Raw genomic sequence first — 25,979 nt, 5'->3', positions numbered from 1 at the left:
GGGGTTGCCGCGGGCCGCGGCGAGTCCGGAGCGGGCGGGATCGCGGGTGCCTGGTGCGGTCGCGGCGCGGATCACGGGCGGCGGCCGCCTCAGTGCTGCTTCGCATCCTCGCCGGGGACGATGCGGGCACCGGGGACGGGGCCGGTGGCGGTGCGCACGCTGCGGCAGACGCCCGCGCCGGCGAGTTCGGCGGCGACGTTGACCGCGGCGTCCGCGCTCTCGCAGAGGAAGGCGCAGGTCGGGCCGGAGCCGGAGACGATGCCTGCCAGCGCCCCCGCGGTGACCCCGGCGCGCAGCGTGCGGCGCAGCTCCGGCTTCAGCGAGAGCGCCGCCGCCTGCATGTCGTTGCCGAGCAGCGGGGCGAGCGCGGCGGCGTCTCCGCCGGCGAGCGCCTGGATGAGCTGCTGCGGCTCGCCGAGCCGGGGCGGCTGGCCCTGCGCGCGCAGCCGGTCCAGCTCGGCGAAGACCGCGGGCGTCGAGAGCCCGCCCTTGGCCAGCGCGAGCACCCAGTGGAAGGCATTCCTGGCCAGCACCGGGAGCAGCCGCTCACCGCGGCCGGTGCCGAGCGCGGTGCCGCCGTGCAGCGCGAACGGCACGTCGCTGCCGAGCTCGGCGGCGATGGTCGCGAGTTCGTCGCGGCCGAGCCCGAGCTCCCAGAGCGCGTCCAGCCCGACCAGTGCGGCCGCCGCGTCGGCGCTGCCGCCCGCCATGCCGCCCGCCACCGGGATGCCCTTGCCGATGGCGATCTCCACCAGCGGCGCCCGCCCGGCCAGGTGCGCCAGCCGGACCGCGGCCTTCCAGACCAGGTTGGTGCGGTCGGTCGGCACGTCGGCGGCGCCCTCGCCGGTGACCTTGACGGTGAGCGAGCCCGCCGGGGCGATCCGGACGTCGTCGGTGAGCGAGAGCGCCTGGAAGACGGTGGTGAGATCGTGGTAGCCGTCCGGGCGTAGGTCGCCGATGCCGAGGTGCAGGTTCACCTTGGACGGCGCGCGCACGGTGAGGGGGCTCGGCACAACAGACAGCACGGTAGCCGAGCCTAACGGGTGCCACGGCCGCACGCCCGGCCCGCGCGCATTGCGGTCTATACCGGGCGGGGGTATGGTCGAATTCGAGATACCCCCCGGCAGTATGGCCGGGAGACCGACGAGCACAGGAGCCGAGATGTCGAGCACCACCTATACCGTCACCGGGATGACCTGCGGCCACTGCGCGGCCTCGGTGAAGTCCGAGATCGGCAAGATCGACGGCGTCACCGGGGTGGAGGTCGACCTGGATTCCGGCGCGGTGCGGGTGGAGAGCGCCGCCGCGCTGAGCGACGACGCCGTGCTCGCCGCCGTGGACGAGGCCGGGTACGAGGTAGCGCGCTGATGTCCGACCGGCTGAAGCTCGCCGGATTCGGGGTCGCGCTGGTCGTGGTCTTCGCGGCGGCGCTCGGGATCGGCAAGCTGGCGGCGCCGGATTCGGCGCCGGACGAGCCCACCCCCGCCGGTCTCGCGGACAGTGCGGGCGGGTACACGCTCACCCCGATCGAGGCGCCCGGCACACCGGACACCTCCGGCACGCTCCGCTTCCGCATCACCGGCCCCGACGGCGCGGCGGTCACCCGCTTCGCGACCAGGCACGACGAGAAGCTGCATCTGATCGTGGTGCGCAGCGACGGCACCGGGTACCGGCACGTGCATCCGGTCATGGACACGGCCGGGCTGTGGTCCATCGACTGGAGCTGGGCGGAGCCGGGCAGCTACCGGGTCTTCGCCGACTTCGCCCCGGAGGGGGCGGAGGAGCTGGTGCTCAGCCGCGCGGTCGAGGTCGCGGGGGCGGTCGCGCTCCAGCCGCTGCCACCGCCCGCCACGGTCGCGCGGGTGGACGGGTACGAGGTCACGCTGACCGGCGATCTGAGCACCGCGGGCAGCGAGCTGCGCTTCGCGGTCCGGCGCGACGGGGTTCCGGTCACCGACCTGGAGCCGTACCTCGGCGCCTACGCCCACCTGGTCGCGCTGCGCGCCGCGGACCTGGCCTACCTGCACGTCCATCCGGAGGGCGAGGTCGGGCGCACGCCGCCCGGTCCCGAGGTGGCGTTCCACGCCGAGGCGCCGAGCGCCGGGGACTACCGGCTGTACCTGGATTTCAAGCACGGAGGCCGGGTGCACACCGCGGAGTTCACCGCGTCGGTGGTGGAGCAGGCGTCCGGTGACGGGCACGGCCACGACCACGGCACCGATTCCGGTTCCGATTCCGGCGAGCACGGCCACGGTTGAGCACCCCCGGGCGGGCCGCCGCGGCGGCCGACTGATTCAGCCCTGCTCCGCCAGCCGGACGTAGGCGGCGGTGTCCAGCGTCTCCCCGCGCGCGGCGGGGTCGATCCCCGCCGCGCGCAACCGGCGCTCCGCCTCGGCGGCGGAGCCGGCCCAGCCGGCGAGCGCGGCACGCAGGGTCTTGCGGCGCTGGGCGAAGGCGGCGTCGATCACCGGGAAGACCCGCGCGCGGTGCGCGGCGTCGGTGGCCCACGGCGGCTCGGCGTAGCGGTCGACCCGCACCAGCCCGGACTCCACCCGCGGCACCGGCCAGAACACCTGGGTGCCGACCGCACCCGCCCGGCGCACGGTGCCGAAGAACCCGGCCTTCACCGACGGCACCCCGTACACCCGGTTCCCCGGCGGCGCCGCCAGCCGATCCGCCACCTCGGCCTGCACCATCACCAGCGCCGTCGTCAGCCCGGGCAGCTCGGCGAGCAGATGCAGCAGCACCGGCACCGCGACGTTGTACGGCAGGTTCGCCACCAGCGCGGTCGGCGCGGCGGGCAGTTCGCCCGCGCTCACCCGCAGCGCGTCCGCCCGCACCACGTGCAACCGCTCGGCCAGCCCCGGCGCGCGGTCCGCGACAGTGCCGGGCAACGCGTCGGCGAGCACCGGATCGATCTCCACCGCGACCACGCTGCGCACCACGTCGAGCAGCGCCAGCGTCAGCGACCCGAGCCCGGGGCCCACCTCGAGCACGGTGTCACCCGGTCCGACGCCCGCCGCGGTGACGATCCGCCGGACGGTGTTGGCGTCGTGCACGAAGTTCTGCCCGAGCTGCTTGGTCGGCCGGATGCCGAACCGCTCGGCGAGCACCCGCACCTCGGCGGGGCCGAGCAGCGCGGCCACACCGCGCGCAGTGGGGGCGGATGCGGTCGATTCGGGTTCGGGCACCCGGGGAACCTATCAATCGCCGATGCCGAGCCGGGCGGTGCAGGCGGGCCAGGCTCCCCAGCCCTGCCGCGCCCGCGTCACCTCGGCGATGGCGATCTGCTCCTCGCGAGTGGCCAGATCGGCGCGCGGCGCGTACTTGGTGCCGCCCTGGCGCTCCCAGGTGCTCTGGTCGAACTGGATGCCGCCGTAGTAGCCGTTGCCGGTGTTGATCGACCAGTTGCCGTTGGCCTCGCACTTGGCGAGCGCGTCCCAGACCGCGCCGTCGCGCACCGTCGGCACCTCGGTGCCCGGCTTGGCGCCCTTGCGCACCGTCTTCGGCTGGGCGGGCACGCTGACCGTGCTCCCCACCTGCTCGCGGCCGATCTCGACGCCGTTCACGGTGGTCACGGCGAAGGTCACATCCTGCAGGCCCGGCTCGCCCCTGCTCTCCACCACCGTGCGGCTCTGGTTCAGCTCCGGATCCTCGATGACGTTCTCCGGCGGCGGCAGCGGCAGCGTCTCGATCTTCTGCTCGGTCCTGGTGCGGGTCACCGTCACCCGCATGCCGTCGACCAGCGGGGTCTCCGCGGCGGGCTCGACCGTGTCCCGCTGCTGCAGCGGGACGCCCGCGACCCGGAGCAGCTCGCCGACGGTCGGCGCGGCCAGCCGCAGATCGACGGCGGGCACGCCGCCGTCGGCCAGCGACACCGCGCGCGGGCTCGCGATCTGCAGCGAGCCGCCTGCCAGCGGGAGACGGTCGCCGCGAGCGGGCCAGACGTACATGTCGCCGGGCAAGTTCAGCTGGGCCAGCGCGTCGCCCGCGGTGAGCCCGGTTGTCCACACCTTCTCCGGCTTACCGTCGATGGAGAGCTCCACCTGGCGGGCCCGGTTCACGGTGATGGTGGCGCCGTCCGAGAGCCCGTTGCCGACGCCGGGGCGCACCAGGTCGCGGTCGCTCAGCTCGAACCCGGCCGCGCGCAGCACGCCACCGACATCGGTGGACATGGTGGTGAAGATGGTCTGCTCACCGTCGACGACGATGGTCACCGTCTTCCGGTTCACGATCGCGAGCGCCGAGCCGACGATCAACGTGAGCAACAGGGCGGCCACCGCGCTGTACAGCAGCGGCGAACGCGACCGGTTGATCCGCGTGAAGGGCGACATGGTCACAAGACGGTAACGAAGCGAGCCGCTCTGGGCAACCGTGCGGATGTGAACAGCATCCTTCCAGGTCACGGCGCGATATCGCAGCCGCAGGTAGATAACGCCCTGATCGCAATGAAAGTGACGAGGGACACAGTTCTGTTTTCGATCATGAACCGCCGGAAACCCGAACGATCGGCAGTTACCGCAGCCGGTACACCCGACGTGCGTTGGCGGTGCTGATCTCGGCCAGCTCCGCCGGGTCGTCGCCGCGCACCTCGGCCAGCGCCCGCACGGTGTACGGCAGGCAGTAGGACTCGTTCGGCGCACCCCGGAACGGGTGCGGCGTCAGGTAGGGCGCGTCGGTCTCCACCAGGAGCTGCGAGGCGGGCACCACCGTGGCCGCCTCGCGCAGCTCGTGCGCGTTCTTGAAGCTCACCGTGCCGGAGAAGCTCAGCACGTACCCCTCCGCCACGCAGGCCTGCGCCATGGTCGTGTCGCCGGAGAAGCAGTGGAAGATCACGGTGTCCGGGGCGCCCTCGTCCAGCAGGACGGCGAGCAGGTCGTGGTCGGCCTCCCGGTTGTGGATCATCAGCGGCTTGCCGAGCCGTTTGGCCAGGTCGATGTGCCAGCGGAAGCCGTCGACCTGGGTCTCCACGTCCGCACAGCCCTCCAGCTTGCCCGGCCAGTAGTAGTCGAGCCCGGTCTCCCCCACCGCGACCACCCGCGGGTCGGCGGCCAGCTGTTCCAGCTCCGCCTTCGCGGCGTCGTCGAGCGCGTTCGCCCGCGTCGGGTGCAGCGCGACCGCGGCGTAGATCCGGTCGTCCCAGTGCGCGGCCTCGACCGCGAAGCGCGCGGCGGCCAGATCGTCGGCGACGGTGACGATCGTTCCCACCCCGACCGCGGCCGCCCGGTCGGCGAGCGCGGCCACGCCCGCGGGATCCGTCGCTCCGCACGCGTCGATGTGGGTGTGCGCGTCCACCAGCGGCGCGAGCGGCTCCGGCGGCTCCGGCGCGGGGCGCGTGCGGCTCATCGGAGGCTCCGGGCGATATCGAGGGGAAGCGGGGCTGGCACGCGCATTAGAGTAGACACACCATGAGCGAAGCCTTCTACCTCACCACGGCCATCGCCTATCCGAACGGCGCACCGCACATCGGGCACGCGTACGAGTACATCTCGTCCGACGCGCTCGCCCGGTTCAAGCGGCTCGACGGATACGACGTCTTCTTCATGACCGGCACCGACGAGCACGGTCAGAAGATGCAGCAGACCGCGCAGGCCGAGGGCGTCCCGGTGCAGGAGCTCGCCGCGCGGAACTCCGACGTCTTCGAGGCCATGGACAAGGCGCTCGACATCTCCTACGACCGCTTCATCCGCACCACCGACCCCGACCACCTCGCCGCCAGCGTCGCCATCTGGGAGCGGATGCTCGCCAACGGCGACATCTACCTCGGCAACTACTCGGGCTGGTACTCGGTGCGCGACGAAGCGTTCTACACCGAGGAGGAGACCACGCTGCGGGAGGACGGCACCCGCCACTCCACCGAGACCAACACCCCGGTCACCTGGACCGAGGAGTCCAACTTCTTCTTCCGGCTCTCCGCCTACCAGGACCGGCTGCTCGCGCTCTACGCGGAGCACCCCGAGTTCATCGCCCCCGCGACCAGGCGCAACGAGATCGTCAGCTACGTCAAGGCCGGGCTGAAGGATCTCTCCATCTCGCGCACCACCTTCGACTGGGGCGTCCCCGTTCCCGGCCACCCGGACCACGTCATGTACGTCTGGGTGGACGCGCTCACCAACTACCTCACCGGCGTCGGCTTCCCGGACACGGAATCCGACTCCTATCGGCGCTTCTGGCCCGCCGACGTGCACATCATCGGCAAGGACATCACCCGCTTCCACACCGTCTACTGGCCGGCCTTCCTGCTCTCCGCCGGGCTGGAGCTGCCGAAACGCGTTTTCGTGCACGGGTTCCTGTACAACAGGGGCGAGAAGATGTCGAAGTCGGTCGGCAACGTGGTCGACCCGCTCGCCCTGGTCGACGCCTACGGCCTGGACGCCGTGCGCTTCTTCCTGCTCCGCGAGATCTCCTACGGGCAGGACGGGAACTACAGCCACGAGGCCATCGTCGGCCGGATCAACACCGACCTCGCCAACGAGTTCGGCAACCTCGTGCAGCGCAGCCTCAAGATGGTCGCCCGCGACTTCGCCTCCGTCGTCCCGACTCCCGGTGAGTTCACCGCGGAGGATCAGGCGCTGCTCGATCGCGCCAACGGGCTGTTGGATCAGGTCCGGGCCGAATTCGACCAGCAGCAGCCGCATCTCGCGCTGGAGGCGCTCTGGCTCGCGCTCGGCGAGGCGAACAAGTACTTCTCGGCTCAGCAGCCGTGGGCCCTGGCCAAGGCCGGCGACAGTGCTCGCGAGGGCACGGTTCTCTACGTCACGCTGGAGGTCGTGCGGATCGTCGCCATCCTGGTGCAGCCGGTGATCCCGGGTTCGGCCGGGCGAATCCTCGATCTCCTCGCCCAGCCGGACCGGACCTTCGCCGACATCGCGGATCCGCTCGCCGCAGGGGTGCAGTTGCCCGAGCCGGAAGCGGTCTTCCCGCGCTACATCGAGCCCAAGTAGCGCTGTTCGATTCTCGTCATATTTTCTCACCGGCGATCAGCAAGAACAGCGGGCGGCGGAAGTTGTCGCCCCACCAATCGTCACTCTCGAGGAGTTCCCTGGGTGGATGGGGCTCGGAAAGGCCGGTCAGCCTGAAGCCCGCGGCGAACAGCATCTTCATATAGGATTCCAATGGGCGAAGCCAGATCTTCACCTCACTCGGCGAAGAGATTCCTGCCACCCGAAATGGATGACTCATCGGGCGAGTCGAGAAGTACTGAGTGACGTCGAGCTCACCGCGCTTCGGTGCGACGGATTCGGCGCGCGGTCCGTAGAAGCACGGGTGCAGCATGAGGATGATGATCCTGCCGCCGACTCGAAGAATTCTCGAGAATTCGTTGAATGATCTGTCGGGAAACTCCAGGTCGTTCACCAAGTGGTTGCAAACCACCACATCGTATGACGAGTCGTCGTCCGGCACCGATTCGACGCTCCCGTGCAGGTACTGCACTCGCGGTTCGGAGATGCCGCGTGCCGCTTCGATCAGTTCGAGGCAGGAGTCGATGCCGGTCACCTCGGCTCCCTGTTCGGCGAGCAACCGGGACAGGTACCCCTCGCCGCACCCGGCATCTATTATCCTGGCGTTCTCACATGCGCCCACTTCTCGAATAACAGCCTGATTGGTCAATTGCGTGCGGTAGCGATCCAGTTCGCTGCGCATTATTGTGATCCAGAATGTCGAGTTGTCCGAGTACGAGGACATGGTCCCGTTCCTCGCTGTACCCAGTCCGGTCAAGGCGCACTCCTACTTGAAGTTTTAATACAGATCTTTCAACAGCTTTGCGGCGGCTGCTCTCGTCCGTCCGTCCTCGCATCTTTCGATTCTCGCGGCCAGTGCCGCCGCGAGTTCGTCACGTTTCAGGCCGAAGGTATTGTCTCGACTCAAAGCAGACGGAATGGCAACCGCGCTCAGGTACGATAAATAGGCGTCGTTGTACTCCTCCAGTTCGCGGATGATTTCGATTGCGGTTCGCTTCAGCAGAATCGAGCGCGGGAGGGAAAAGTCCGGCGTCGTACGGGAGTCGCTCGAGTAGGTGGGTAGCGCCCAGCTCTCAACCGTGGCCAGCAGGCTGTTGGACTCGATTCTGGCGGCGTACTGCTCCGCGACCTCGCGGTCGTTCGTCTGGATGATCAGACCCATGACCCCACTGCGATACGACAGCGCGGACTTCTTGTTGAAATTGGTGCCCTCGGAATCCAGCAGAGTGGCACCCGTCGCCTTCGCCACGTGATGAACAAGCGTGCAGTGCGCCAGAATCGCATGAAAGGAGCTCGCCCTGCTTCCGAGCAGCTCCGCCATCTCGACAGATGTCTCCAGCAGGAGCTGACCGTCTTCGAACAAGCCGTCACGAACCAGGAACATGTGCCCCAGAGCGGCGTCCTGTTCACGGCCCCAGAACCTCGCCAGGTGCGCAGCAGACTGCCTCTCGTCGCCTTTCACGATACGCAGAGCAGCATCCAGGGCGTTCGCCAGATATTGCTCGGGTATTCCGTTCGAGACGAGTTGGCGGTAGCGGTCCAACCTGACGGCCAACCCTTCCCGGGAGAGATTGTCGAAAAGCCCGAGCCGCCGGGTACCGAGGGTGTAATCGCTGACGTACTCCGCCACCCCGGGCAGCACGGTGATCAGGGACTGCAAAGTCGTACCACGAACCCTGTTCAACCAGCTCGGGTCGTCCCAGAGCCGGCAGACAGTACTCTCCTGAACTTTGGCGAGAAACGCGAGATCCGTTGCGGTGAATCCGGATATTTCCGCTATATCGGCAAGCGAGCGCTTTCCTGCCACATTCATCGTCGTGCTCCCCGAACGAGGGTTCACTCAATAGGCTACCTACTTCGACGGAACCCCACTATCAGCTGACCGAATGACTTGCGCGTACGCAAGGACCCCCACTTGACACCGACTCGCTGGCGCGCGCGCATCACTCGGTGACAACTCGACAGCCGGGCGCTGTGCTGGAGCCATCAGAGAAATCGCGACCAGGGGTGGTATGAATGTCGGAAACGACGAGTGGCCGGGGTCGACCGACAGACTGCATATCACATCCGCGTGTGAGCACTCTGGACGACCCTGTATGCGCTGCAGCGTTGCGCAGGGAGCTTGCGAACGAAGCTGCCCCTTCTGAATGGCAGCGAATTCGGCGACAGATCAGGAAGATATGGCGGGTGTTCGTCGTGATCAGCGGAGCATTGGGGAGCGTCATTGGCGGGATTGATCTGGTGAGATGGCTGCTGGGCGGATAGGCCTTTCGTCGGCGATCAGGCGGATGGTCGTCCTGGCCCCTGCGACATGGAACGGGCGTGCCGATCAGTTGCTGCTCGGCACGCCCGCGATGGCCCTACTTCCAGGCGCCGAAGAGGCGGTCGGCTTCCTTGGCCAGGGCGGCTTGGAGGAACGGACCGAAGCTGACGCGGGCGACTCCGGCGTCGGCCAGCTCCTTCAGGTTCGGGGCGTCCGGGATGCCGATGGCGTTCACCGGCTTGGACAGCTCGGAGGTGAGGCGACGCAGGTCGGCATCGCTGTGCCGCCCGACCGGGTAGAGCACGTCGGCACCGGCCTCGACAGCGAGATTCAGCCGGGCGATGGCGCGGTCGACGCGATCGCTGTCGTCACCGTCCTGCCGCAGGAACAGATCGGTGCGGGCGTTCACGACGACGTGCACGCCGGCGGCATCGGCGAACTGGCGCAGCCCGCGGACCAGCTCGGCGTGCTCCTCGGCGCCGCGCAGCCGCTTGCCCTCGCTGTGCACGGTGTCCTCGATATTGAGCCCGATCGCCCCCGCCTCCAGCAGCCCGTCGATGAGCTGTGCGGGCTCCAGCCCGTACCCGGACTCGATGTCGACCGAGACCGGCACCTCCACGGATTCGGTGATCTGCTTGGCTCGGGTGAGCAGCTCGGTGTAGCTCATCCCCTCACCGTCCGGGCGGCCGATGGAGTCGGCGACCGGGTGGCTCCCGACGGTGAGCGCGGAAAAACCGGCGGCGACGGCGAGATTCGCGGACCATGCGTCCCACACGGTGGGCAGGACGGCGGGGGTGCCGGGGCGGTGCAGTTCCAGGAACGTCTTGGCCTTGCTCTCCAGAGAGGTCATGTGCCGATCATGCGCGGTCCGGGCGAATACCGCATACCCGCCGGTCAGGCGGGCGCGTCGGCGCGGCGGGCGGCGAGCACGGCATCGTAGAGCGCGCGGCGGGGGGCACCGGTCTCGGCGGCGAGATCGGCGCAGGCGTCCTTGAGCCGGATGCCTGCGGCGACCCTGGCCTCGACCTCGGCGACCAGGTCGGCGGGGTCGGCGGCGACCGGGGTCGCGCCCGCGAGGACCACGGTGATCTCGCCGCGGACGCCGTCGGCGGCCCAGGCGGCGAGTTCGGCGAGGGAGCCGCGGACCACCTCCTCGTAGGTCTTGGTGAGTTCGCGGCAGACGGCGGCGCGGCGGTCGGGGCCGAGCACGGCGACGGCATCGGCGAGGCAGTCGGCGAGGCGGTGCGGGGCCTCGAAGAAGACGCAGGCACGGGATTCGGCGCGCAGGGTCCCGAACCACTCCCGCCGGGCGCCCTGCTTGCGCGGCGCGAAGCCGTCGAAGCAGAAGCGCTCGACGGGCAGCGCGGAGAGCGCGAGCGCCGTGGTCACGGCGGAGGGGCCGGGCAGGCAGGTGACCGGGAGGTCGCGCTCGGCGCAGGCGACGACGAGGCGGTAGCCGGGGTCGCTGACCGACGGCATGCCCGCGTCGGTCACGAGCAGCACGGTCCTGCCGTCGGCGATCTCGCTCAGCAGCGCGGGGATGCGGGCCGCCTCGACGTGGTCGTAGAAGCTCACCACCCGGCCGGTGATCTCGACGCCGAGCGCCTTGGCCAGCGAGCGGGTGCGCCTGGTGTCCTCGGCGGCGATCACCTCGGCCGTGCCGAGTGCATCGCGGAGCCGCTGCGAGGCGTCGCCGATCTCGCCCATCGGCGTTGCCGCCAGTACCAGCCTGCCCGGTTCGGTCACGGTGCTCCATTCTCCACCGCCTACGATCGGAGCGTGACCCAGGTGACCGGCCAGCGCGCGACGGCGCCCTCCGTGCCCCCGCCCGCGCGGTCGAGCCCGGCGCCGCAGCGCCCGGTCCCCGACTTCGGCCCGGTCGACACCGCGCGCGGCTGGATCGTCACCGGCGTGCTCACGCTGATCGCGGCGCTCACCCGGTTCATCTACCTCGGCTACCCCACCGACGCGGGCACCCCGGTCTTCGACGAGAAGCACTACGCGCCGCAGGCCTGGCAGATGCTCACCGGCAACGGGGTCGAGGACAACCCGGGGTACGGGCTGGTGGTGCATCCGCCGGTCGGCAAGCAGCTGATCGCGATCGGCGAGGCGATCTTCGGCTACAACGCCTGGGGCTGGCGCTTCTCCGCCGCGGTCGCCGGGGTGCTGCTGGTGCTGCTGGTGATCCGGATCGTGCGCCGGATGGCGCGCTCGACGCTGGTCGGCGCGATCGCCGGGCTGCTGCTGATCGCGGACGGGCTGACCTTCGTCTCGTCCCGGATCGGCATGCTCGACATCTTCATGGCGCTCTTCGTCGTCGCCGCCTTCGGCTGCCTGATCGTGGACCGGGACGAGGTCAGGCAGCGGCTGGCGCTCGCGGACTTCGAGGGCCGCGCCGCGTTCACCGCGTGGGGACCGCGGGTCGGGGTGCGCTGGTGGCGGTTCGGGGCGGGTGTGCTGCTCGGGCTCGCCTGCGGCACCAAGTGGTCGTCGATCTACTTCGTGGTGGTGTTCGGGCTGCTCAGCGTGGCCTTCGACGTGGCGGCGCGGCACACCTACGGCGTGCGGCGGCCGTGGCTCGGCACGCTCGTGCGGGACGTCGGGCCCGCACTGTATGCGCTGGTGCTGATTCCGCTGCTGGTGTATCTGGGCAGCTACGCGGCGTGGTTCGCGAGCGAGGTCGGGGTGTACCGCTGGGCGGTCGGCAACCAGGTGGGCACCGGCGGGCCGTTCGCCTTCGTGCCGGACGCGCTGCGCTCGCTCTGGTACTACAGCGGCGAGAGCCTGCGCTTCCACTCCGAGCTCACCAACTCGGCGGGCAACCACCATCCGTGGGAGTCCAAGCCGTGGACCTGGCCGATGGGGCTGCGGCCGATGCTCTACTACTACGCCGACGGCGGCGTCACCGGCTGCGGCCAGACGCAGTGCGTCAAGGCGGTCATGCTGGTCGGCACCCCGGCGCTGTGGTGGATCGCCTTCCCGGCGCTGGCCTGGATGATCTGGCGCGGCGTCGTCCGCAGGGACTGGCGCTACGCCGCCGTGCTGGCCGGCTACGGCGCCGCCTGGCTGCCCTGGTTCCTGACGCTGGACCGGCAGATGTACTACTTCTACGCCGTCGCGCTCGCGCCCTTCCTGGTGATGGGGGTGGCGCTGGTGCTCGGCGACGTGCTCGGCCCGGCCCGGCGGCTCCCGCTGCCGCGCGGGGTGCCCGGACCCGCCCGCGCGGTACCCAGCGAGCGGCACAGCCTCGGGTTGCTCGCCGTCTGCCTCTACCTGGGGCTGGTGATCGCGAACTTCGCCTGGCTGTGGCCGATCCTGACCGCCCTGCCGATCACCCCTGGCAACTGGCACGACCACCTCTGGCTGCCGAGCTGGCGCTGATCAGCCGGTCGGCGGGTTGGTCTCCAGCGCGGAGCGGATGTAGCGAAGGGCGGTGCGGTCGTCGAGGCCGAGCCGCCGGATCGCGGCGACGTACTGGGTAGCGGCCCGGCCCGCGAGGTCGCGGGTGGGGTCGCCGGAGGAGGCGATGAAGGTACCCTGCCTGCCCCTGGTCTCCAGTACCCCGTCGGCCTCCAGCTCGCGGTAGGCGCGGGCGACGGTGTTCGGGGCGAGCCCGAGCTGCTCGGCCAGCGCCCGCACGGTCGGGATCTTGGTGCCCGCGGTGAGCGCGCCGGAGCGCACCTGGGCGACGACGCCGATCCGCAGCTGCTCGTACGGCGGCACCGAGGAATCGTGGGTGATCTCCAGCTCGAGCACGTTCTCACACCTCGTCGCGGGCGATCGGACAGGAGAGGCAGCGCGGCCCGCCGCGCCCGGAGCCGATCTCCGAGCCGGGGATCGGCAGCACCTCGATCCCGGCATCGCGCAGCCGGGCGTTCGTCATCTCGTTGCGCTCGTAGGCCACGACGACGCCGGGGGCGAGCGCGAGCGTGTTGTTGCCGTCGTCCCACTGCTCGCGCTCGGCGGTGACGCCGTCCAGCCCGGTGTCGATCACCCGGAGCTTGCCGATGCCCATGGCCTCGGCCGCGGCGGGCAGGAACGGGTCGGGCCCGGCCATGCTCACCCCGCCGTCGCCGGTGCGGCCGCCGTAGCCCTCCTCGCGGCGGATGGTGAAGGCGGTCAGCGAATCCCGCACCGCGGGGTACATCACCACCGCGTCGGTGTCGACCATGGTGCAGACGGTGTCCAGGTGCATGGTGGCCCGGTTCTGCGCGATCGGCACCACCAGCACGGTGTGCGCCAGGTCGTCGTCGAAGAGGCTGCGCGCCAGCGCCTCCGCCCCGGCGGGGGTGGTGCGCTCGCCGACCCCGACCGCGACGACGCCGGGCGCGAGCAGCAGCACGTCGCCGCCCTCGATCGGCGCGGTGTGGGATTCGTAGGCCCGCCGCACCCCGAGGAAGCGCGGGTGGAAGGCGTAGATCAGGTCGGTGAGCGAGGTCTCGCGGGCGCGCGCGGGCAGCGCCAGCGCGGTGATCGCCACCCGCGGCCCGACCCAGAACGAGGAGTCCCTGGTGAACATGAGGTTGGGCAGCGGGTCGATGACGAAGTCGCCGCCGTGGTGCATGCGGCGGACCAGCGAGGCGGTGTCCGGGCCGAACGGCAGCTCGTCGAAGGTCATTCCGGCGATCAGCACGTTCGCCAACTCCGGGCCGGGCACCCCGCGCAGGTGGGCGGCGAGCTGCTCGGCGAGCGGGTGGCCGAGCCTGCGCGCGTCCACCGCGCCGGCGATGCCCTGGACCCGCGCGGCGCCGCTGACCCCGAGCGTCTCGGCGAGCAGCGCACCGAGCAGCAGCACCTCGACGCCGCGGTCGCGCAGCGTGCCGGCGAAGGTGTCGTGCTCCTGCTGCGCCCGCTCGACCCACGGGATGGCGTCGAAGAGCAGCTGATCGTTGTTGCGCGGGGTGAGCCTGCGCAGCTCGTCGCCGGGGCGGTGCAGCAGCACCGCGCGCAACCGGCCGACCTCGGAGGTCACCGAGAGCCTGACCCCCGCCGTGCGCCCTTCCCCTTCGTCCATGCACCGACCGTAGTCGCACCGGCGGCGTACGGCACGGCGATTCGGTCCCGGACGGAAGCAACCTGAAGTATTGTTGAGGTGAATGGAGGAGTCCGATGACGACTGCCGATTGGCGTACGAAGGAGCTGACCCCCGGGCAGCTTTCCGAGCGTAGCGGAGTAGCGGTGTCCGCCCTGCACTTCTACGAACGCGAAGGTCTCATCTCGAGCCGCCGCACCAGCGGGAACCAGCGACGCTACACCAGGGAGACGCTGCGCCGGGTGGCCTTCATCCGGATCTCGCAGCGGGTCGGCATCCCGCTCAGCGAGATCAGGGACGCGCTCGATCGGCTGCCCGCCGGCCGCACCCCGACCCGCCGCGACTGGGAAACGCTCTCCACCGCCTGGCGCACCGACCTGGACGAACGCATCACCCAGCTGGTCCGGCTGCGCGACAACCTCACCGGCTGCATCGGCTGCGGCTGCCTCTCGCTCGGCAGCTGCAAGCTGGCCAACGAGGGCGACCGGCTCGGCGACCAGGGCCCGGGCGCCCGGGTGCTCGACGTGCACCTGAACTGCCAGGAGACCGCCGACGCCGCCCCGGCCGCCGGGGAGTGCGAGCCCTGCGAGCCGATGGAGAGCGTCGGCTAACGCCGCGGCTCGCGCAGCAGCCGGGCGAACTGCTTCGACGCCTGCCCGATCACGAACTCGTAGGGCAGCGCGAACTTCCGCTTCCACCAGTAGGCGAAGCGGATGTCGAACGAGGTGAAGACGAGGAAGCGGTCCTTCTCGACGCCCTTCACGATGGCCTCGGCCACCTGCTCCGGTTCGACGGCGTGCCCGGTGAAGCGGTCGTGCAACCGCCGCACCCGCGGATCCTCCTTGTCGACGCCGACCAGGTCGAAGGAGTGCACCAGCGGGGTGTTCACCGCGCCGGGGGCCACCACGTGCACCGAGATGCCGTGCGGTGCCAGGTCGAAGCGGAGTACCTCGGAGACGCCGCGGATGCCGAACTTGCTGGCGCTGTAGGCGGCGTGCCACGGCAGCGCGATCAGCCCGGCCGCCGAGGAGACGTTCACCAGCGCGCCGCCGCGCCCGGCCCTGACCATGGGCGGCACGAAGGTCTCGATGACGTGGATCGGCCCCATGAGGTTGACCTCGACCATGCGCCGCCAGTGCCGGTGCTCCAGGTTCTCCACCGTGCCCCAGGCCGAGGTGCCTGCGATGTTCAGCACGATGTCGAGCGCGACGTGCTCGGCGTGCACCGCATCGGCGAACTCGCGGACCGCGTCGTAGTCGGTGATGTCGAGCGCGCGGGCGGCGAGCACCGTCCCGCCCGCGGCGCGGACCAGATCGGCGGTCGCGGTCAGCCCAGGGGAGTCGATATCGGTGAGCACCAGCTGCCCGCCCTGCTTCGCCAGCGCGACGGCGGTGGCCCGCCCGATCCCGCTCGCGGCCCCGGTCACCAGCGCTTTCGCCTTCCGCACGGTCACCTTGCGGCGCCGTCGGATACCCACCACAGTCACAGCACGTTCCTCTCGTCAGCGCGCGTCCCGTTGTCGCAGGGTACTTCGACGTGCCAGGTGCTCCGGTGCTGCCGTACTCAGCGCGCGAGCACCGCGAGCATCCCGGCAACCGCGCGCGGCCAGGTGAACTGCTCGGCCCTGCTGCGCGCGGCCAGCCTGCGGCCCGCGGTCGGCATGGCGAGCACGCCGTCCACCGCGCGGGCGAAGGCGGCCGGATGGTCGGCGGCGACGGCGCCGCACTCCGCGGTGACGATGTCGGCGAGCGCGGAGGAGCGGCTCGCCACCACCGGCGTCCCCGCGGCCAGCGCCTCCAGCGCGGCCAGCCCGAAGGTCTCGTGCGGGCCGGGCGCCAGCGAGACGTCGGCGGTGGCGAGCAGCGCGGCGACCCGGTCGCGGTCGCTGATGAAGCCGGTGAAGTGCACCGCGGGGGCGCCGCCGGGCAGCTTCGGCAGCAGCCGGGCGCGCCGCTCCAGCGCCTCCCGGCGCGGGCCGTCCCCGGCCACGACGAGCCGCGCGCCGATCCCGGCCTCGGCCAGCTCGCCGATCGCCTCGATGCTCCGGTCCACCCGCTTCTCCACCGAGAGCCTGCCGCAGTGCACCAGCAGCGGGTGCCCGGCGACGCCGAGCTCGGCGCGCAGCCGCTCGTCCACCCGGTGCGGGCTGAAGAGCTCCAGGTCGACGCCGAGCGGAACCAGCTCCACGTTCGGGGCGTCGATCCGGCGGAACTCGGCGCGGGCGAACTCGGTGGTGCAGACCACCACGTCGTACTGCTCGGCGGTGCGCCGGTTGGCGAAGTCGGCGAAGCGCCGCGCGGCCGGACCGGGCAGCACCTGACCGACGAATCGGTCGAGCCGCTCGTGCGAGATCATCACGCCGGCCACGTCGCGGCGCCGCGCCCAGCGGCCGAAGCCGCGCAGCGTGAGCCGGTCGGAGACCTCGAGCACGTCCGGCCGCAGCCCGGTCAGCACGTCGGCCACCCGGCGCGGGTCGGCGGCACGGTACCCGCCGGTGCCGGGGATCGGCAGCGCGGGCAGCGTGATCCGCACGGCGCCGGTCGGCAGCACCTCCTCGGTGCGCCGCGGGCCTGGCACGATCAGTACCACCTCGTGCCCGGCGGCGACGTAGCCGTCACCCAGGTGGTGCAGCGCGGTGCGCAGCCCCCCGGAGCGCGGGCCGTAGAAATTGGCGAGCTGCACGATGCGCACCCGCCGATCGTGGAGGCGGCGGAGTGCCCGGTGACCAACGCCGTGTGAACGCCGTACGAAGAGGCGACGAATCGCGCGGTTCAGCGCGCGGGCGCGCCGCGATCCGGCCGCGGTAGATCCAGGTCGAGCGGGATCCGCCCCTCGGCCAGGTGCACCTCGGCCTGCTCGGCGGGCATCGGCCGCGCGATCAGGAACCCCTGCGCCCGGTAGCAGCCGAGCCCGACCAGGGTGCGCGCCGCGACCGGCGTCTCCACTCCCTCGCCGACGACGCCGAGCCCGAACGACCCGGCCAGCCCGATGATCGACTTCACGATGGCGAGGTCGTCGGCGCTGGCGCCGAGCCGCTGCACGAAGCCGCGGTCGATCTTCACCGCGTCCACCGGCAGCGCCTTGAGGTGCGAGAGCGAGCTGTAGCCGGTGCCGAAGTCGTCGATGGCGATCTGCACGCCCATCCGCTTGAGCCCGCGCAGCGTCACCTGGGTGCGTGAGAGATCCTGCACCACGACGTGTTCGGTGATCTCCAGGCAGATCGAGCTGCCGTCGATGCCGAACAGCCGGAGCATGTCCTCGATCCGCTCCACGAAGTCCAGGCTGACCAGCTGCACCGGCGAGACGTTGATCCGCATGACGACGTCAGCGGCCAGCCCCCGCCTGCGCCACTCGGCGAACTGCGCGCAGGCCGAGCGGATCACCCAGCGGCCCAGCTCGCCCGCCAGGTTGGTGGCCTCGGCCACGCTGACGAAGGCGCCCGGCGGCAACAGCCCCCGGGTCGGGTGCAGCCAGCGCACCAGCGCCTCCAGCGCGACGATCCGGCCGGTGCGCAGATCCACCTCGGGCTGGTAGTGCAGGATCAGCGAGCCGTCGGCGACGGCGCCGCGCAGGTTCAGCTCCACGTCGTCCTGCAGCTCGAACTGGGCGCGCATGGCGTCGGTGAAGACCGCGACCCCGTTGCCGCCGCCGGACTTGGCCGAGAGCAGCGCGTGGTCGGCCCGGCGCAGCACGTCGGCGACGGTGGTCTCGCCCGGGATGCCGAGCGCCACCCCGACGCTGGCGCCGCGGCTCACCGACTCCCCGCCGACGGTGACCCGGCGCCCGATCAGCTGCTGGATCCGGGTGGCCTCGTTCTCCGCGGCCACCGCGTCCATCGGCTTGGCCGGGACGATCACGAACTCGTCGCCGCCGAGCCGGGCGATCATGTCGGTCGGGTCCAGGTTCTCCCGGAGCCGGGCGGAGAGCGAACGGATGAAATTGTCGCCCGCGGTGTGTCCCAGAAAGTCGTTGAGCGCCTTCAGCCGGTCCAGGTCGAGGAAGAAGGTCGCGACCGGACCCGGGCTACCGGCCCGCAAACGTTCCTCCATGTGCTCGAGCAGCGCCCTGCGGTTCGCCAGCCCGGTCAGATCGTCGTGCAGCGCGATGTAGCGCAGCCGCTCCTCGGCCACCACCCTCGCCTGCAACTGGGCGAAGAGCGCGGCGATCGCCTTGAGCACATTGAGCTCGCGGGTGGTCCAGTCGCGGTCGCCGACCTTGATGAAGCCGAGCAGCCCGGTGGACTCGCCGCGGGAGAGCAGCGGCACTGCCGCCGAGGTCACGTAGGGCAGGCCGGAGGCGCGGCGGATGGTCTCCTGGTAATCCGCGTCGTCCCTGGTGACCAGGAACGGCTCGGTCGCGTTCTCCAGCGCCTTGAAGACCGAGTCGGCCTTGTCGAAGTAGACGACCCGGAGCGGATCGGGGTCGGGCACGTCCTCGCGCGGCGGCCACTCGGCGACCAGGACGGTCGCGCGGAGTTCGCGGTCGGTGTGCCGGACGTAGCTGAAGTCGACGTCGAAGTACTCCACCAGGGCCGCCAGTACCCGTTCGGTGGCCGCCTTCATCGTGGTCGCGTCGACACCCATCAGCTCGGAGGCGACTTCGGTCACCAGTGAGTCGAGTGTCCGCCGAGGCACCTTGTCTCCGATCGCACTAGCTGCTGGTGTCCACGCCCGGCATCGGACGTCGCCTGCTCCGGACCGTCGCGTCGGCGGCCCGGCTCACGCGCAGCGCCAATGCCATGGTCTCACGTTCGGGAACGCCGACGAGGTGTAGGAATCGTCCCTGAAGTGACGTCAGTGTATCCACGAAGCCGGGGGAAATCGCGGCCAGTTCGCTGACGTCGCGCGCATAGAGGAAGACCGGGGAGATCGGCTGGACGGCAAGACCTGCTCGTTGCGCCGCGATCCACACCCGCTCGGCGGCGGCGCCGCCACGGGCGTAACCGGTCAATCCCGGCGCGCCGACCGTCTCGGCCGGTACCGTCACGACCAGGATCGCGGCGGCCGTGAGCACCCGGTCGCGGGTGCTGTCGCCGAGCGCCGACCCGCCGGACCAGTCCCGCAGATTCGCCATGATGTCGGGGCGGCGCGCCACCTCGAACGCCACCCGCTCGTCCGGCGCGAGCTCGAGGCTGCGCACGTCGATCCCGGCCGTCAGGTCGTCATCGACAGCCCTGACCTCGTCGAACAGCTCGCGGTGCAGCTCGGGCTCCAGGTAGCGCACCCGATCCGAGGCGGCCAGGATCGCGGCCGCCTCGGCGAGCGCGTCCGGATCGTCGACGATCCGCAACATCGCCCCCTCCGCCGTCGCGGCGGCGCGCAGCTCGGCGGTGAGTGTCCCGTCCAGTGCACCGCCCGCGCCGAGCCTGCGATTGGTCTCGCGCCGCAGCGCCAGCGGATAGTCGGCGGCGAGCGCCGGATCCGAGCCGTGTCCCAGACGCAACGTCGCAAGCAGGCCATCGCCGTCCGGTTCACGGAGTTCCACAGCGCCGAGGATGCCGAGTGCCGCGGCGGCCGCCCGCGCGTTGTAGAGCGCGGCGCCGAGCGCGACGGCGCTGCCCCGGAAGCGATGGTCGAGCCCGGTGCGGTAGTCCGTGCGCAGTTCGATCCGGATCTCCGCCGCGTCGGCGGTCAGCGTCCACGGCTGCGCGTTCCCGCCCGAGGGGGCGCGCTGCGCGCAGTGCAGCACCTTGCGCACATCCGAGGCGTCCGGCGGCGGCACCCGCGGGTCCGGCTCGTCCGGCGCCGCGGTCGCGGCGGCCGGAACCTCGGGCGCGGCCACCCGGTCGAGCTCGGCCTCCAGGTCGATCCGGACCCGGCCGGACGGCAGCGCGCCGCCGAGCCCGATCCGGCGCACCGCGGCGGCCACCAGCGCGCCACCGAGCATGACCTCGCTGCCCAGCTGCGGCCAGGCCGCGAGGGTCTCGTCGATCTCGACCATGCTGGCACCCATCCGGGCGGAGATCTGGTCCGCGCCGAGGATGCCCATGACGTAGGGCGCCTTGTCCCGGGAGGCCAGTCCGCGCAGATCCGCGGCCCGCACCCCGCCGAGCATGCCGTGGAAGGGCGCACGCTCCGGCTCCAGGTCGTAGCGCTCGACATCGAGCAGCCCGCGGTCGCTGGTCTCCATCACCACCGGCAGCCCGGCGGCGCGCGCGTGCTCGCGGACCAGCAGCTTGACGTCGAGCGAGTCGCACTCCTCGACCACGAGCGAGAGCCCGGCCAGGTACTCCGGCATGGACTCCCCGTCCACGCCGCCGGGGTGGATGTCGACCGGGAGGTAGGGGTCGAGCTCGGCGATCCGGCGCGCGGTCACCACCGCCTTGTTCACCCCGATGTCGAAGAGCGTGGCAGGCACCCGGTTCAGGTTGGAGAGCGCGATCGCGTCGAAGTCGGCCAGCCGCAGGTAGCCGCAGATGCCCTCCTGCGCCAGCGCGTAGGCGACGGCGTGGCCGACGCTCTGCCCGACCACCCCGATCCGCAGCGCGCCGAGCACCGCCTGCTCGGCGGCGGTGAGCTTGTTCCGGTTGCGGTTCAGCCGGACCGCGCGGAACTCCGGCTCGGCGGGCAGCCCGAGCAGCCGGTTGCGCCACGGGTAGTAGACCCAGCGGTCCCCGGCCTGCGGCGCGGGCTCCGGGATCTCGGCCAGTTCGGCGCGCAGCGGCGCGCGCAGGTCGGTGATCTCGATCCCGGGGCGTTCCCGCAGCTCGGCGATGGCGGCCGCGGCGCCGGGGGCGGCGGGGTCGAGGATGAGCGGCCGGTGCGCCGCGCCCGGCTCAGCAGCCATGGAACGGCCGCGGGTCGGGCTCGGGTAGGCCGAGCTCGGCCCACTCGGCCCGCATGGCCGCGTACTGGTCGGGCGCCGCGGTGCTGCGGTAGCGCCTGGTGTCCCACCAGATCGGCACCGTGCGGTAGCGGTCGTCCGGGTACGGCACCGGGGCGATGTCGGTGGCCGTCATGCCGCCGCTGGCCGCGTGTCTGCTCGCGGCGAAGGAGGCGACGGTGGCGAAGCAGAAGCGCGCGTCGAGCAGCCGCGGCGCGTGCGCGAGGCAGCGCGAGATCGCGGCGCCGAGCTCGTTGCGGTACGGCGTCTCCCTGGAGACCCAGGCGCCACGCCCCTCGACGACGCCGAACGGCAGCCTGCCCGCCATCATCATGCGCAGCGCGCTCTCGCCGGGACGGCCCTCCCAGGCCAGCAGCGAGGTGGCGTCGGTGACCCGCCGATACCTGCCCTGCACCCGGACCCCGGCCACCATCCGGCCGTCGGGGTCGATGGCGGTGCAGAAGAGCGCGGTGGTGTCGCCGCCGGCGGTGGCGGAGAGCTCCAGCGCCGACTCGACCCCGAAGTGCCGGTAGGTGCGCAGCGCGCCGTCCAGGTAGCGGGCCCAGAGCCCGGGCTCCGCGGCGGGGGTCGCCAGCCGGATGCGGCAGCCGGAGGCCAGGTCGAGGAAGTGGCCGCCGACGGTGGTGATCGTGCGCCGGGCACGGTCCTCGGGTGCGCCGGCAGGGCCGACCGCGATCGTTTCGACAGTCATGGGTCAACTCCTGCTACCGCCGCCGGGCGGCCCTCGAACCGATGCGGCAGCCTGCCCGAACGTACTGTTCGGTCGACCCGCCAGTGGAAGTATCCGTCATTCGACAGAAATTGACCACTTATCCGGTTAATCTCCCGTGACCATGTCACATTTCTATTAATTCGCCCCGAGGCCGGAGCGGGACGCAATAAGGGGTGATACCGGATAGACCGGTTGGTCCCCTCATGGCAACCAGGCGGCAACCCAGCGGGACCGCTGCTGGTCAGACCAGTATCGAGATGAACAATTCGACCGAGTCGGGCTTGCGCCACACCTCGATCTCCTCCCGGTAGGCCCGGGTGATCTCGGCCGAGGCGGTGGCGTCGTCGACCTGCGCCCAGACATCCTCGACCGGGTCGTGGTAGTCGCCGTTCGGCTCGAAGCGGGCGAACACGCCCTTCGGCACCCGGACGAGCACGTCGCCCACCGGCACCTCGGCCGGCTGCGGGTAGTCGAGGCAGACGACCGCGTTGTAATTGCCGGCGGGGTCGGGCACGTAGAGCGTGTAGAGCATGCGCTCGGCGATGTCCCGGTCGCGCAGCCGATCCTTCAGGAATTCGATCAGGTCGCTGTTGCTGACCTTGAAGCTGGGCCGTACGCGGGGAACGACGAGCCCGCCGTAGATCGCCTCGGGGCGCACCGCGATCGTGTAGGTCATCGCGGCTCTACCGCCAGGTAGAGCTCGATCTTGTAGGCGTGCGGATACCACTCGAAATCACCCGAGTAGGTGCGCTTCAGCTGATTGTGCTCCTCGGCGTACGATATTTGCGTCCACAAATCCGTCATAATCTGCGGGAAATTACCCATCGATGAGAATTTCGCATACTTTCCGCGCGGCAACCTTGCCACGATATGACCCCTGGTGACTTCCTCGAACGACGAACACCGATATCCGACGATCTGGGTGTTGTACGTCCCGAGCTCACCGGAGTAATCGGTGTAGGCGCTGGCGAGCGGACCACCGAGGTCCTGGTGCAGCACCGCTGCCCAGGCCGCCTCCAGCGCCTGGTCCCGCAGCTCTCCGAGCGCGCGCTTCGGGCTGCGCACCGGCAGCCCGGCAACCCACGTCTCGTCCCGCTCGACGATTTCGAACTGCATGGATCGACTCTTTCGGGTGAAACCGGGGTAGCTCCCTCCACAGGGGCTCTTCGGAGGTGCCATGCTATCAACCCGTGGATCCGATGATCGTTCGCCCGGCCGTGGCGCCGGTCATTCCCGCGGCATTGATCGACGTCCGGTATCGGATTCCTGCGCCGACGAAGGGAAAGTGAACCATCGGTAATCCGGAAGTTCCCGCCGACCGAATCGGAGCGCGACCGGCGACCGGCCGGAAATCACGGAGCGGGCGCATCACGGATCCCGCCGGGAGCACCGCCGTGCACTCGATCGCGGAGCTCGACGCCGCCGTCGCGGATTGTTTCGGCTGCCCCCGGCTGGTGGCCTGGCGGGAACGGGTGGCGCGGGAGAAACGCGCCGCCTTCCGCGAGCAGACGTACTGGGGCCGGGCCGTCCCCGCCTTCGGTCCCGCGGACGCCGCGCTGCTCATCGTCGGGCTCGCACCGGCCGCGCACGGCGCCAACCGCACCGGCCGGATGTTCACCGGCGACCGCAGCGGCGACGTCCTCTACGCCGCCCTGCACGCCGTCGGGCTGGCCAACCAGCCCACCGCGGTCGCCGCCGACGACGGGCTGCGGCTGCGCGGCGTCCGGATCACCGCGCCGGTGCACTGCGCGCCGCCGGAGAACAAGCCGTCGGTCGACGAGCGCGACCGGTGCAGGCACTGGCTGGAGCTGGAACTCGGCTTGCTGGCGCCGACGCTGCGCGCGGTCGTCGTGCTCGGCGGGTTCGGCTGGCAGGCGCTGCTCCCCGTCCTCGGCGCCAACGGCTGGCAGGTGCCGCGGCCGCGGCCGCGCTTCGGGCACGGCGCGCGGGTGACGCTGGCCCCGGGCGGCGCGGAGCGGGGGCCGCTGCAGGTCTTCGGCAGCTACCACGTCAGCCAGCAGAACACCTTCACCGGCAGGCTCACCCCGGCCATGCTGGAGCAGGTGCTCGCCGCGGCGGGCCGCGCGGCCGGGCTCCCGGTCAGGACGGACGGGCGATAGCGGCGATCACCACCCGGCCCTCCCACACCGTGACGGTGACGAACTGACGGTACGTGCGCACGGCGCCGTCCGGGCGGGCCTCGGTGATCACCACGTCGAACCGGCCGTCCGCCATCTGCGTGATCAGCACGCAGTGCTGCGTGTTCGGCGGCACCGACGCGATGCCCGCGTCGATCACCTCCACCGTGGAGACCGCCGCGTCCGGAGCGGTCACCGCGCGGGCCGCGATGCCGGAGCGGGTCACGTAGTAGGCGTGCTGGAACGCGAGGACCGCCTCGGGACCGGTATCGGTCGAGCCGAGGCCGTTGCCGCGGACCAGGCCGTTCTCCCTGGTCGGCTCGCAGCCGGGGCCGCCGCCGAGGATGGGGTCGGTGATCGCCGCGACCGGCTGGCGCGGGTTCGTCGCCGCCGCGGTGTAGGTGAGCACCACCGCCGCGGTGGCCAGCGAGCCCGCCACCGCGACCAGGCCGACCAGCAGCGAGCGGCGCACCCGCGGTTTCGCTGGCACCGGTTGCTGCGCGGCGGAGAGACCGGGGGTGAGCATGCCCGGCCAGAGCGGGGCCGATGCCCTCCCCTTCTTCGGCTGCGGGGGGATGCGCTGCGGGGGCAGGGGGCCGCCGCGGTCGCGGCGCACGGCGTCGCGGAGCGAGCCCGGGGGTGGGGGGCCTTCGCCGCGCCGTCTGCCCTGCGGGGTCCGGGGAAGTTCGCCGGAGCGCGGGATCCGCGGTAGTGCCCCCGAGTCGGGCGCGTCCGGGCGTTGAGGTCCACCGGAGCGCGCGGAGCCGGCGCGTCCGGAGGCCGCGTCAGAGCGCACCCTCGGCATCTCACCCGAGCGCGAGGCGTCAGCGCGCACCCGCGGCATCTCACCCGAGCGCGGGGCGTCAGGGCGGAGACGGGGTAGCGCACCCGAGCCGGGAGCATCGGGGCGCCGGCGTGCGGTCTCGCCCGTGTCGGCGCGTCTCGGCAGCGCGGCCGAACCGGATTCATCCGGGCGCACCTGCGGCATCTCACCCGAGCGCGGCGGCCCCGGGCGGAGGCGCGGGAATTCGCCGGTGCGGTAGGCGTCCGGCGGCACCCGGGGAATCTCCCCGGACCGGTGCGCACCCCCGGATCGCCGCCCCACCTGCGGGAACTCTCCGGACGGCGGGCAGCCCCCCTGCTCGCCCGATGGTGTGGCGCCGGCCATCTCACCGCCTCCACGTCGCGGGGCGTCGCCCGCAGGCCCCACCCCGAAAGTCCCTCCGCTGCGCCGCGGCTCGCCGTTGGGCATGCCGCCCCGGCGACCCGGCGGGTCGTACGGACCGGGCTGCCGAGGGCGCCCCGCTCCGTCGCCGTAGGGCATCATCTCACCGCGACGCCCCACCGCGCGCCCGAACGGCCCCTGGTCGGGAACACCCCGCGGCGGCGCTCCCGCGTCCCGCACCGGCCACGGCTCGGGCGCGGCCCCGCGAGACGGAACTCCGCCACTCGCCGACCACGGCTCAGGAGGCGGGACTCCCCCACTCTGCGACCATGGCTCAGGCGCAACCCCACGCGGCGGGACGCTCCCGCCCTGCGGCCAGGGAGCGAGGGCTCCCCCACGCGGCGGGATGCCCCCATCCTGCGGCCAGGGAGCGAGGGCTCCCCCACGCGGCGGGACGCCCCCACCCTGGGGCCACGGCTCGGGCACGACCGCGTCCGCCGACGCCTCCGGGGGCGGCAACCGAACCTGCCCCCACTCGTCGCTGCGCACCCGCCGAACCATCCCGCGGGGAGACCCGGGGACCTCGGCCCCGCGCTCCGGCGCCGGCCCCTCCCGCTCCGCGTCCGCCCGCCGCGAGGAGCCGCGGCGCCCGCTCTCCCGGCGCGCGGCATCGCGAAGCGTCTCACCCCGGGGAGCCGCCCGTCCCGCGGCGCCCCTCTCCCTCGGCTCGGACGCGTTCCACGACATCATGATCTCGCCACACTCCCTCTGCCGGAGCCCCGCACCACCGAGCCCCGTGGGTCCCTCTCAATGCCGTTGTGCAATAACAAGATTGCATATATCCGCTGTTCACGCTGCTCGAAT

General features: G+C 71.5%; 24 protein-coding genes. 6 read left to right on the top strand and 18 right to left on the bottom strand.

The window, feature by feature from the left end; translation table 11 throughout:
* Positions 1-89: 89 nt before the first annotated feature.
* The gene (locus ACFO0B_RS00745; RefSeq protein ID WP_378610284.1) at positions 90-1,025 is read right to left on the bottom strand and encodes a 4-(cytidine 5'-diphospho)-2-C-methyl-D-erythritol kinase; all 936 of its coding nucleotides are present in this window, start codon (positions 1,023-1,025) and stop codon (positions 90-92) included.
* Between the two features lie 136 nt (positions 1,026-1,161).
* On the opposite strand from ACFO0B_RS00745, the gene ACFO0B_RS00740 reads away from it, so the two are divergent.
* On the top strand, positions 1,162-1,368 hold the full coding sequence (locus tag ACFO0B_RS00740) for a heavy-metal-associated domain-containing protein (RefSeq protein WP_378610283.1): 207 nt from the start codon (positions 1,162-1,164) through the stop codon (positions 1,366-1,368).
* Complete coding sequence (locus ACFO0B_RS00735) at positions 1,368-2,258, top strand: hypothetical protein (RefSeq protein WP_378610282.1); 891 nt, start codon at positions 1,368-1,370, stop codon at positions 2,256-2,258. Before ACFO0B_RS00740 ends, ACFO0B_RS00735 begins: the two co-directional genes overlap by 1 nt.
* Positions 2,259-2,294: 36 nt before the next feature.
* On the opposite strand, the gene rsmA is transcribed toward ACFO0B_RS00735, so the two are convergent.
* The 3 genes from rsmA to ACFO0B_RS00720 form a co-directional block, all read right to left on the bottom strand.
* Positions 2,295-3,191 (bottom strand): 16S rRNA (adenine(1518)-N(6)/adenine(1519)-N(6))-dimethyltransferase RsmA, encoded by an 897-nt coding sequence (gene rsmA, locus ACFO0B_RS00730; RefSeq protein ID WP_378610281.1) that lies wholly within the window; start codon positions 3,189-3,191, stop codon positions 2,295-2,297.
* Between the two features lie 12 nt (positions 3,192-3,203).
* Complete coding sequence (locus ACFO0B_RS00725; protein ID WP_378610280.1) at positions 3,204-4,334, bottom strand: transglycosylase family protein; 1,131 nt, start codon at positions 4,332-4,334, stop codon at positions 3,204-3,206.
* Positions 4,335-4,515: 181 nt separating this feature from the next.
* On the bottom strand, positions 4,516-5,346 hold the full coding sequence (locus ACFO0B_RS00720; RefSeq protein ID WP_378610279.1) for a TatD family hydrolase: 831 nt from the start codon (positions 5,344-5,346) through the stop codon (positions 4,516-4,518).
* Positions 5,347-5,408: 62 nt separating this feature from the next.
* On the opposite strand from ACFO0B_RS00720, the gene metG reads away from it, so the two are divergent.
* Complete coding sequence (metG, locus tag ACFO0B_RS00715) at positions 5,409-6,944, top strand: methionine--tRNA ligase (protein ID WP_378610278.1); 1,536 nt, start codon at positions 5,409-5,411, stop codon at positions 6,942-6,944.
* Between the two features lie 16 nt (positions 6,945-6,960).
* Here the strand turns inward: metG and ACFO0B_RS00710 are convergent, their stop codons facing one another.
* From ACFO0B_RS00710 to rsmI, 4 genes are all read right to left on the bottom strand, one after another.
* Positions 6,961-7,644 (bottom strand): class I SAM-dependent methyltransferase, encoded by a 684-nt coding sequence (locus tag ACFO0B_RS00710; RefSeq protein WP_378610277.1) that lies wholly within the window; start codon positions 7,642-7,644, stop codon positions 6,961-6,963.
* Positions 7,645-7,740: 96 nt separating this feature from the next.
* A complete protein-coding gene (locus ACFO0B_RS00705) occupies positions 7,741-8,775 on the bottom strand; it encodes a hypothetical protein (protein WP_378610276.1) in 1,035 nt (344 codons plus the stop codon).
* Between the two features lie 547 nt (positions 8,776-9,322).
* A complete protein-coding gene (locus tag ACFO0B_RS00700; RefSeq protein ID WP_378610275.1) occupies positions 9,323-10,075 on the bottom strand; it encodes an isocitrate lyase/PEP mutase family protein in 753 nt (250 codons plus the stop codon).
* 44 nt (positions 10,076-10,119) lie between these two features.
* Positions 10,120-10,971: a 16S rRNA (cytidine(1402)-2'-O)-methyltransferase gene (gene rsmI / locus ACFO0B_RS00695; protein WP_378610274.1), complete on the bottom strand. Its 852-nt coding sequence runs from the start codon at positions 10,969-10,971 to the stop codon at positions 10,120-10,122.
* A 33-nt stretch (positions 10,972-11,004) separates the two neighbouring features.
* Between rsmI and ACFO0B_RS00690 the strand changes: the two genes are divergently transcribed.
* Positions 11,005-12,606 (top strand): dolichyl-phosphate-mannose--protein mannosyltransferase, encoded by a 1,602-nt coding sequence (locus ACFO0B_RS00690; RefSeq protein WP_378610273.1) that lies wholly within the window; start codon positions 11,005-11,007, stop codon positions 12,604-12,606.
* Here the strand turns inward: ACFO0B_RS00690 and ACFO0B_RS00685 are convergent, their stop codons facing one another.
* The gene (locus tag ACFO0B_RS00685) at positions 12,607-12,981 is read right to left on the bottom strand and encodes a GntR family transcriptional regulator (protein WP_378610272.1); all 375 of its coding nucleotides are present in this window, start codon (positions 12,979-12,981) and stop codon (positions 12,607-12,609) included.
* A gap of 4 nt (positions 12,982-12,985) precedes the next feature.
* Positions 12,986-14,239, bottom strand: a complete 1,254-nt coding sequence (locus ACFO0B_RS00680) for an arginine deiminase (protein WP_378610271.1) — start codon at positions 14,237-14,239, stop codon at positions 12,986-12,988.
* 95 nt (positions 14,240-14,334) lie between these two features.
* Between ACFO0B_RS00680 and soxR the strand changes: the two genes are divergently transcribed.
* Positions 14,335-14,868, top strand: coding sequence for a redox-sensitive transcriptional activator SoxR (gene soxR / locus ACFO0B_RS00675; RefSeq protein ID WP_378610270.1), 534 nt, complete (start codon positions 14,335-14,337; stop codon positions 14,866-14,868).
* On the opposite strand, the gene ACFO0B_RS00670 is transcribed toward soxR, so the two are convergent.
* The 7 genes from ACFO0B_RS00670 to ACFO0B_RS00640 all read right to left on the bottom strand — a co-directional run bounded on the left by ACFO0B_RS00670 (position 14,865) and on the right by ACFO0B_RS00640 (position 22,928).
* Entirely contained in the window at positions 14,865-15,710 is an 846-nt protein-coding gene (locus ACFO0B_RS00670) for an SDR family oxidoreductase (protein ID WP_378610478.1), read from the bottom strand. The genes soxR and ACFO0B_RS00670 overlap by 4 nt on opposite strands.
* Before the next feature lie 110 nt (positions 15,711-15,820).
* The gene (locus ACFO0B_RS00665) at positions 15,821-16,948 is read right to left on the bottom strand and encodes a glycosyltransferase (RefSeq protein ID WP_378610269.1); all 1,128 of its coding nucleotides are present in this window, start codon (positions 16,946-16,948) and stop codon (positions 15,821-15,823) included.
* Positions 16,949-17,028: 80 nt separating this feature from the next.
* Positions 17,029-18,864, bottom strand: a complete 1,836-nt coding sequence (locus tag ACFO0B_RS00660) for a putative bifunctional diguanylate cyclase/phosphodiesterase (RefSeq protein WP_378610268.1) — start codon at positions 18,862-18,864, stop codon at positions 17,029-17,031.
* 43 nt (positions 18,865-18,907) lie between these two features.
* Positions 18,908-21,043: an Rv1355c family protein gene (locus ACFO0B_RS00655; protein WP_378610267.1), complete on the bottom strand. Its 2,136-nt coding sequence runs from the start codon at positions 21,041-21,043 to the stop codon at positions 18,908-18,910.
* On the bottom strand, positions 21,033-21,791 hold the full coding sequence (locus tag ACFO0B_RS00650) for a hypothetical protein (RefSeq protein WP_378610266.1): 759 nt from the start codon (positions 21,789-21,791) through the stop codon (positions 21,033-21,035). The genes ACFO0B_RS00655 and ACFO0B_RS00650 overlap by 11 nt, the downstream gene beginning before the upstream one ends.
* Positions 21,792-22,053: 262 nt before the next feature.
* A complete protein-coding gene (locus tag ACFO0B_RS00645; RefSeq protein WP_378610265.1) occupies positions 22,054-22,488 on the bottom strand; it encodes an effector binding domain-containing protein in 435 nt (144 codons plus the stop codon).
* Entirely contained in the window at positions 22,485-22,928 is a 444-nt protein-coding gene (locus ACFO0B_RS00640; RefSeq protein ID WP_233020470.1) for a GyrI-like domain-containing protein, read from the bottom strand. The genes ACFO0B_RS00645 and ACFO0B_RS00640 overlap by 4 nt, the downstream gene beginning before the upstream one ends.
* 278 nt (positions 22,929-23,206) lie before the next feature.
* Between ACFO0B_RS00640 and ACFO0B_RS00635 the strand changes: the two genes are divergently transcribed.
* Positions 23,207-23,932, top strand: a complete 726-nt coding sequence (locus tag ACFO0B_RS00635) for a uracil-DNA glycosylase (RefSeq protein ID WP_378610264.1) — start codon at positions 23,207-23,209, stop codon at positions 23,930-23,932.
* Here the strand turns inward: ACFO0B_RS00635 and ACFO0B_RS00630 are convergent.
* A complete protein-coding gene (locus ACFO0B_RS00630; RefSeq protein WP_378610263.1) occupies positions 23,913-24,566 on the bottom strand; it encodes a hypothetical protein in 654 nt (217 codons plus the stop codon). The two genes, ACFO0B_RS00635 and ACFO0B_RS00630, sit on opposite strands and share 20 nt — an antisense overlap.
* Between the last annotated feature and the right edge of the window lie 1,413 nt (positions 24,567-25,979).

The organism is Nocardia jiangsuensis (assembly GCF_042650385.1).
In the GTDB taxonomy this organism is placed as follows: domain Bacteria; phylum Actinomycetota; class Actinomycetes; order Mycobacteriales; family Mycobacteriaceae; genus Nocardia; species Nocardia jiangsuensis.
The sequence above is the reverse complement of the archived record's forward strand: the minus strand, read 5'-3'. Positions and strand labels throughout refer to the sequence as shown.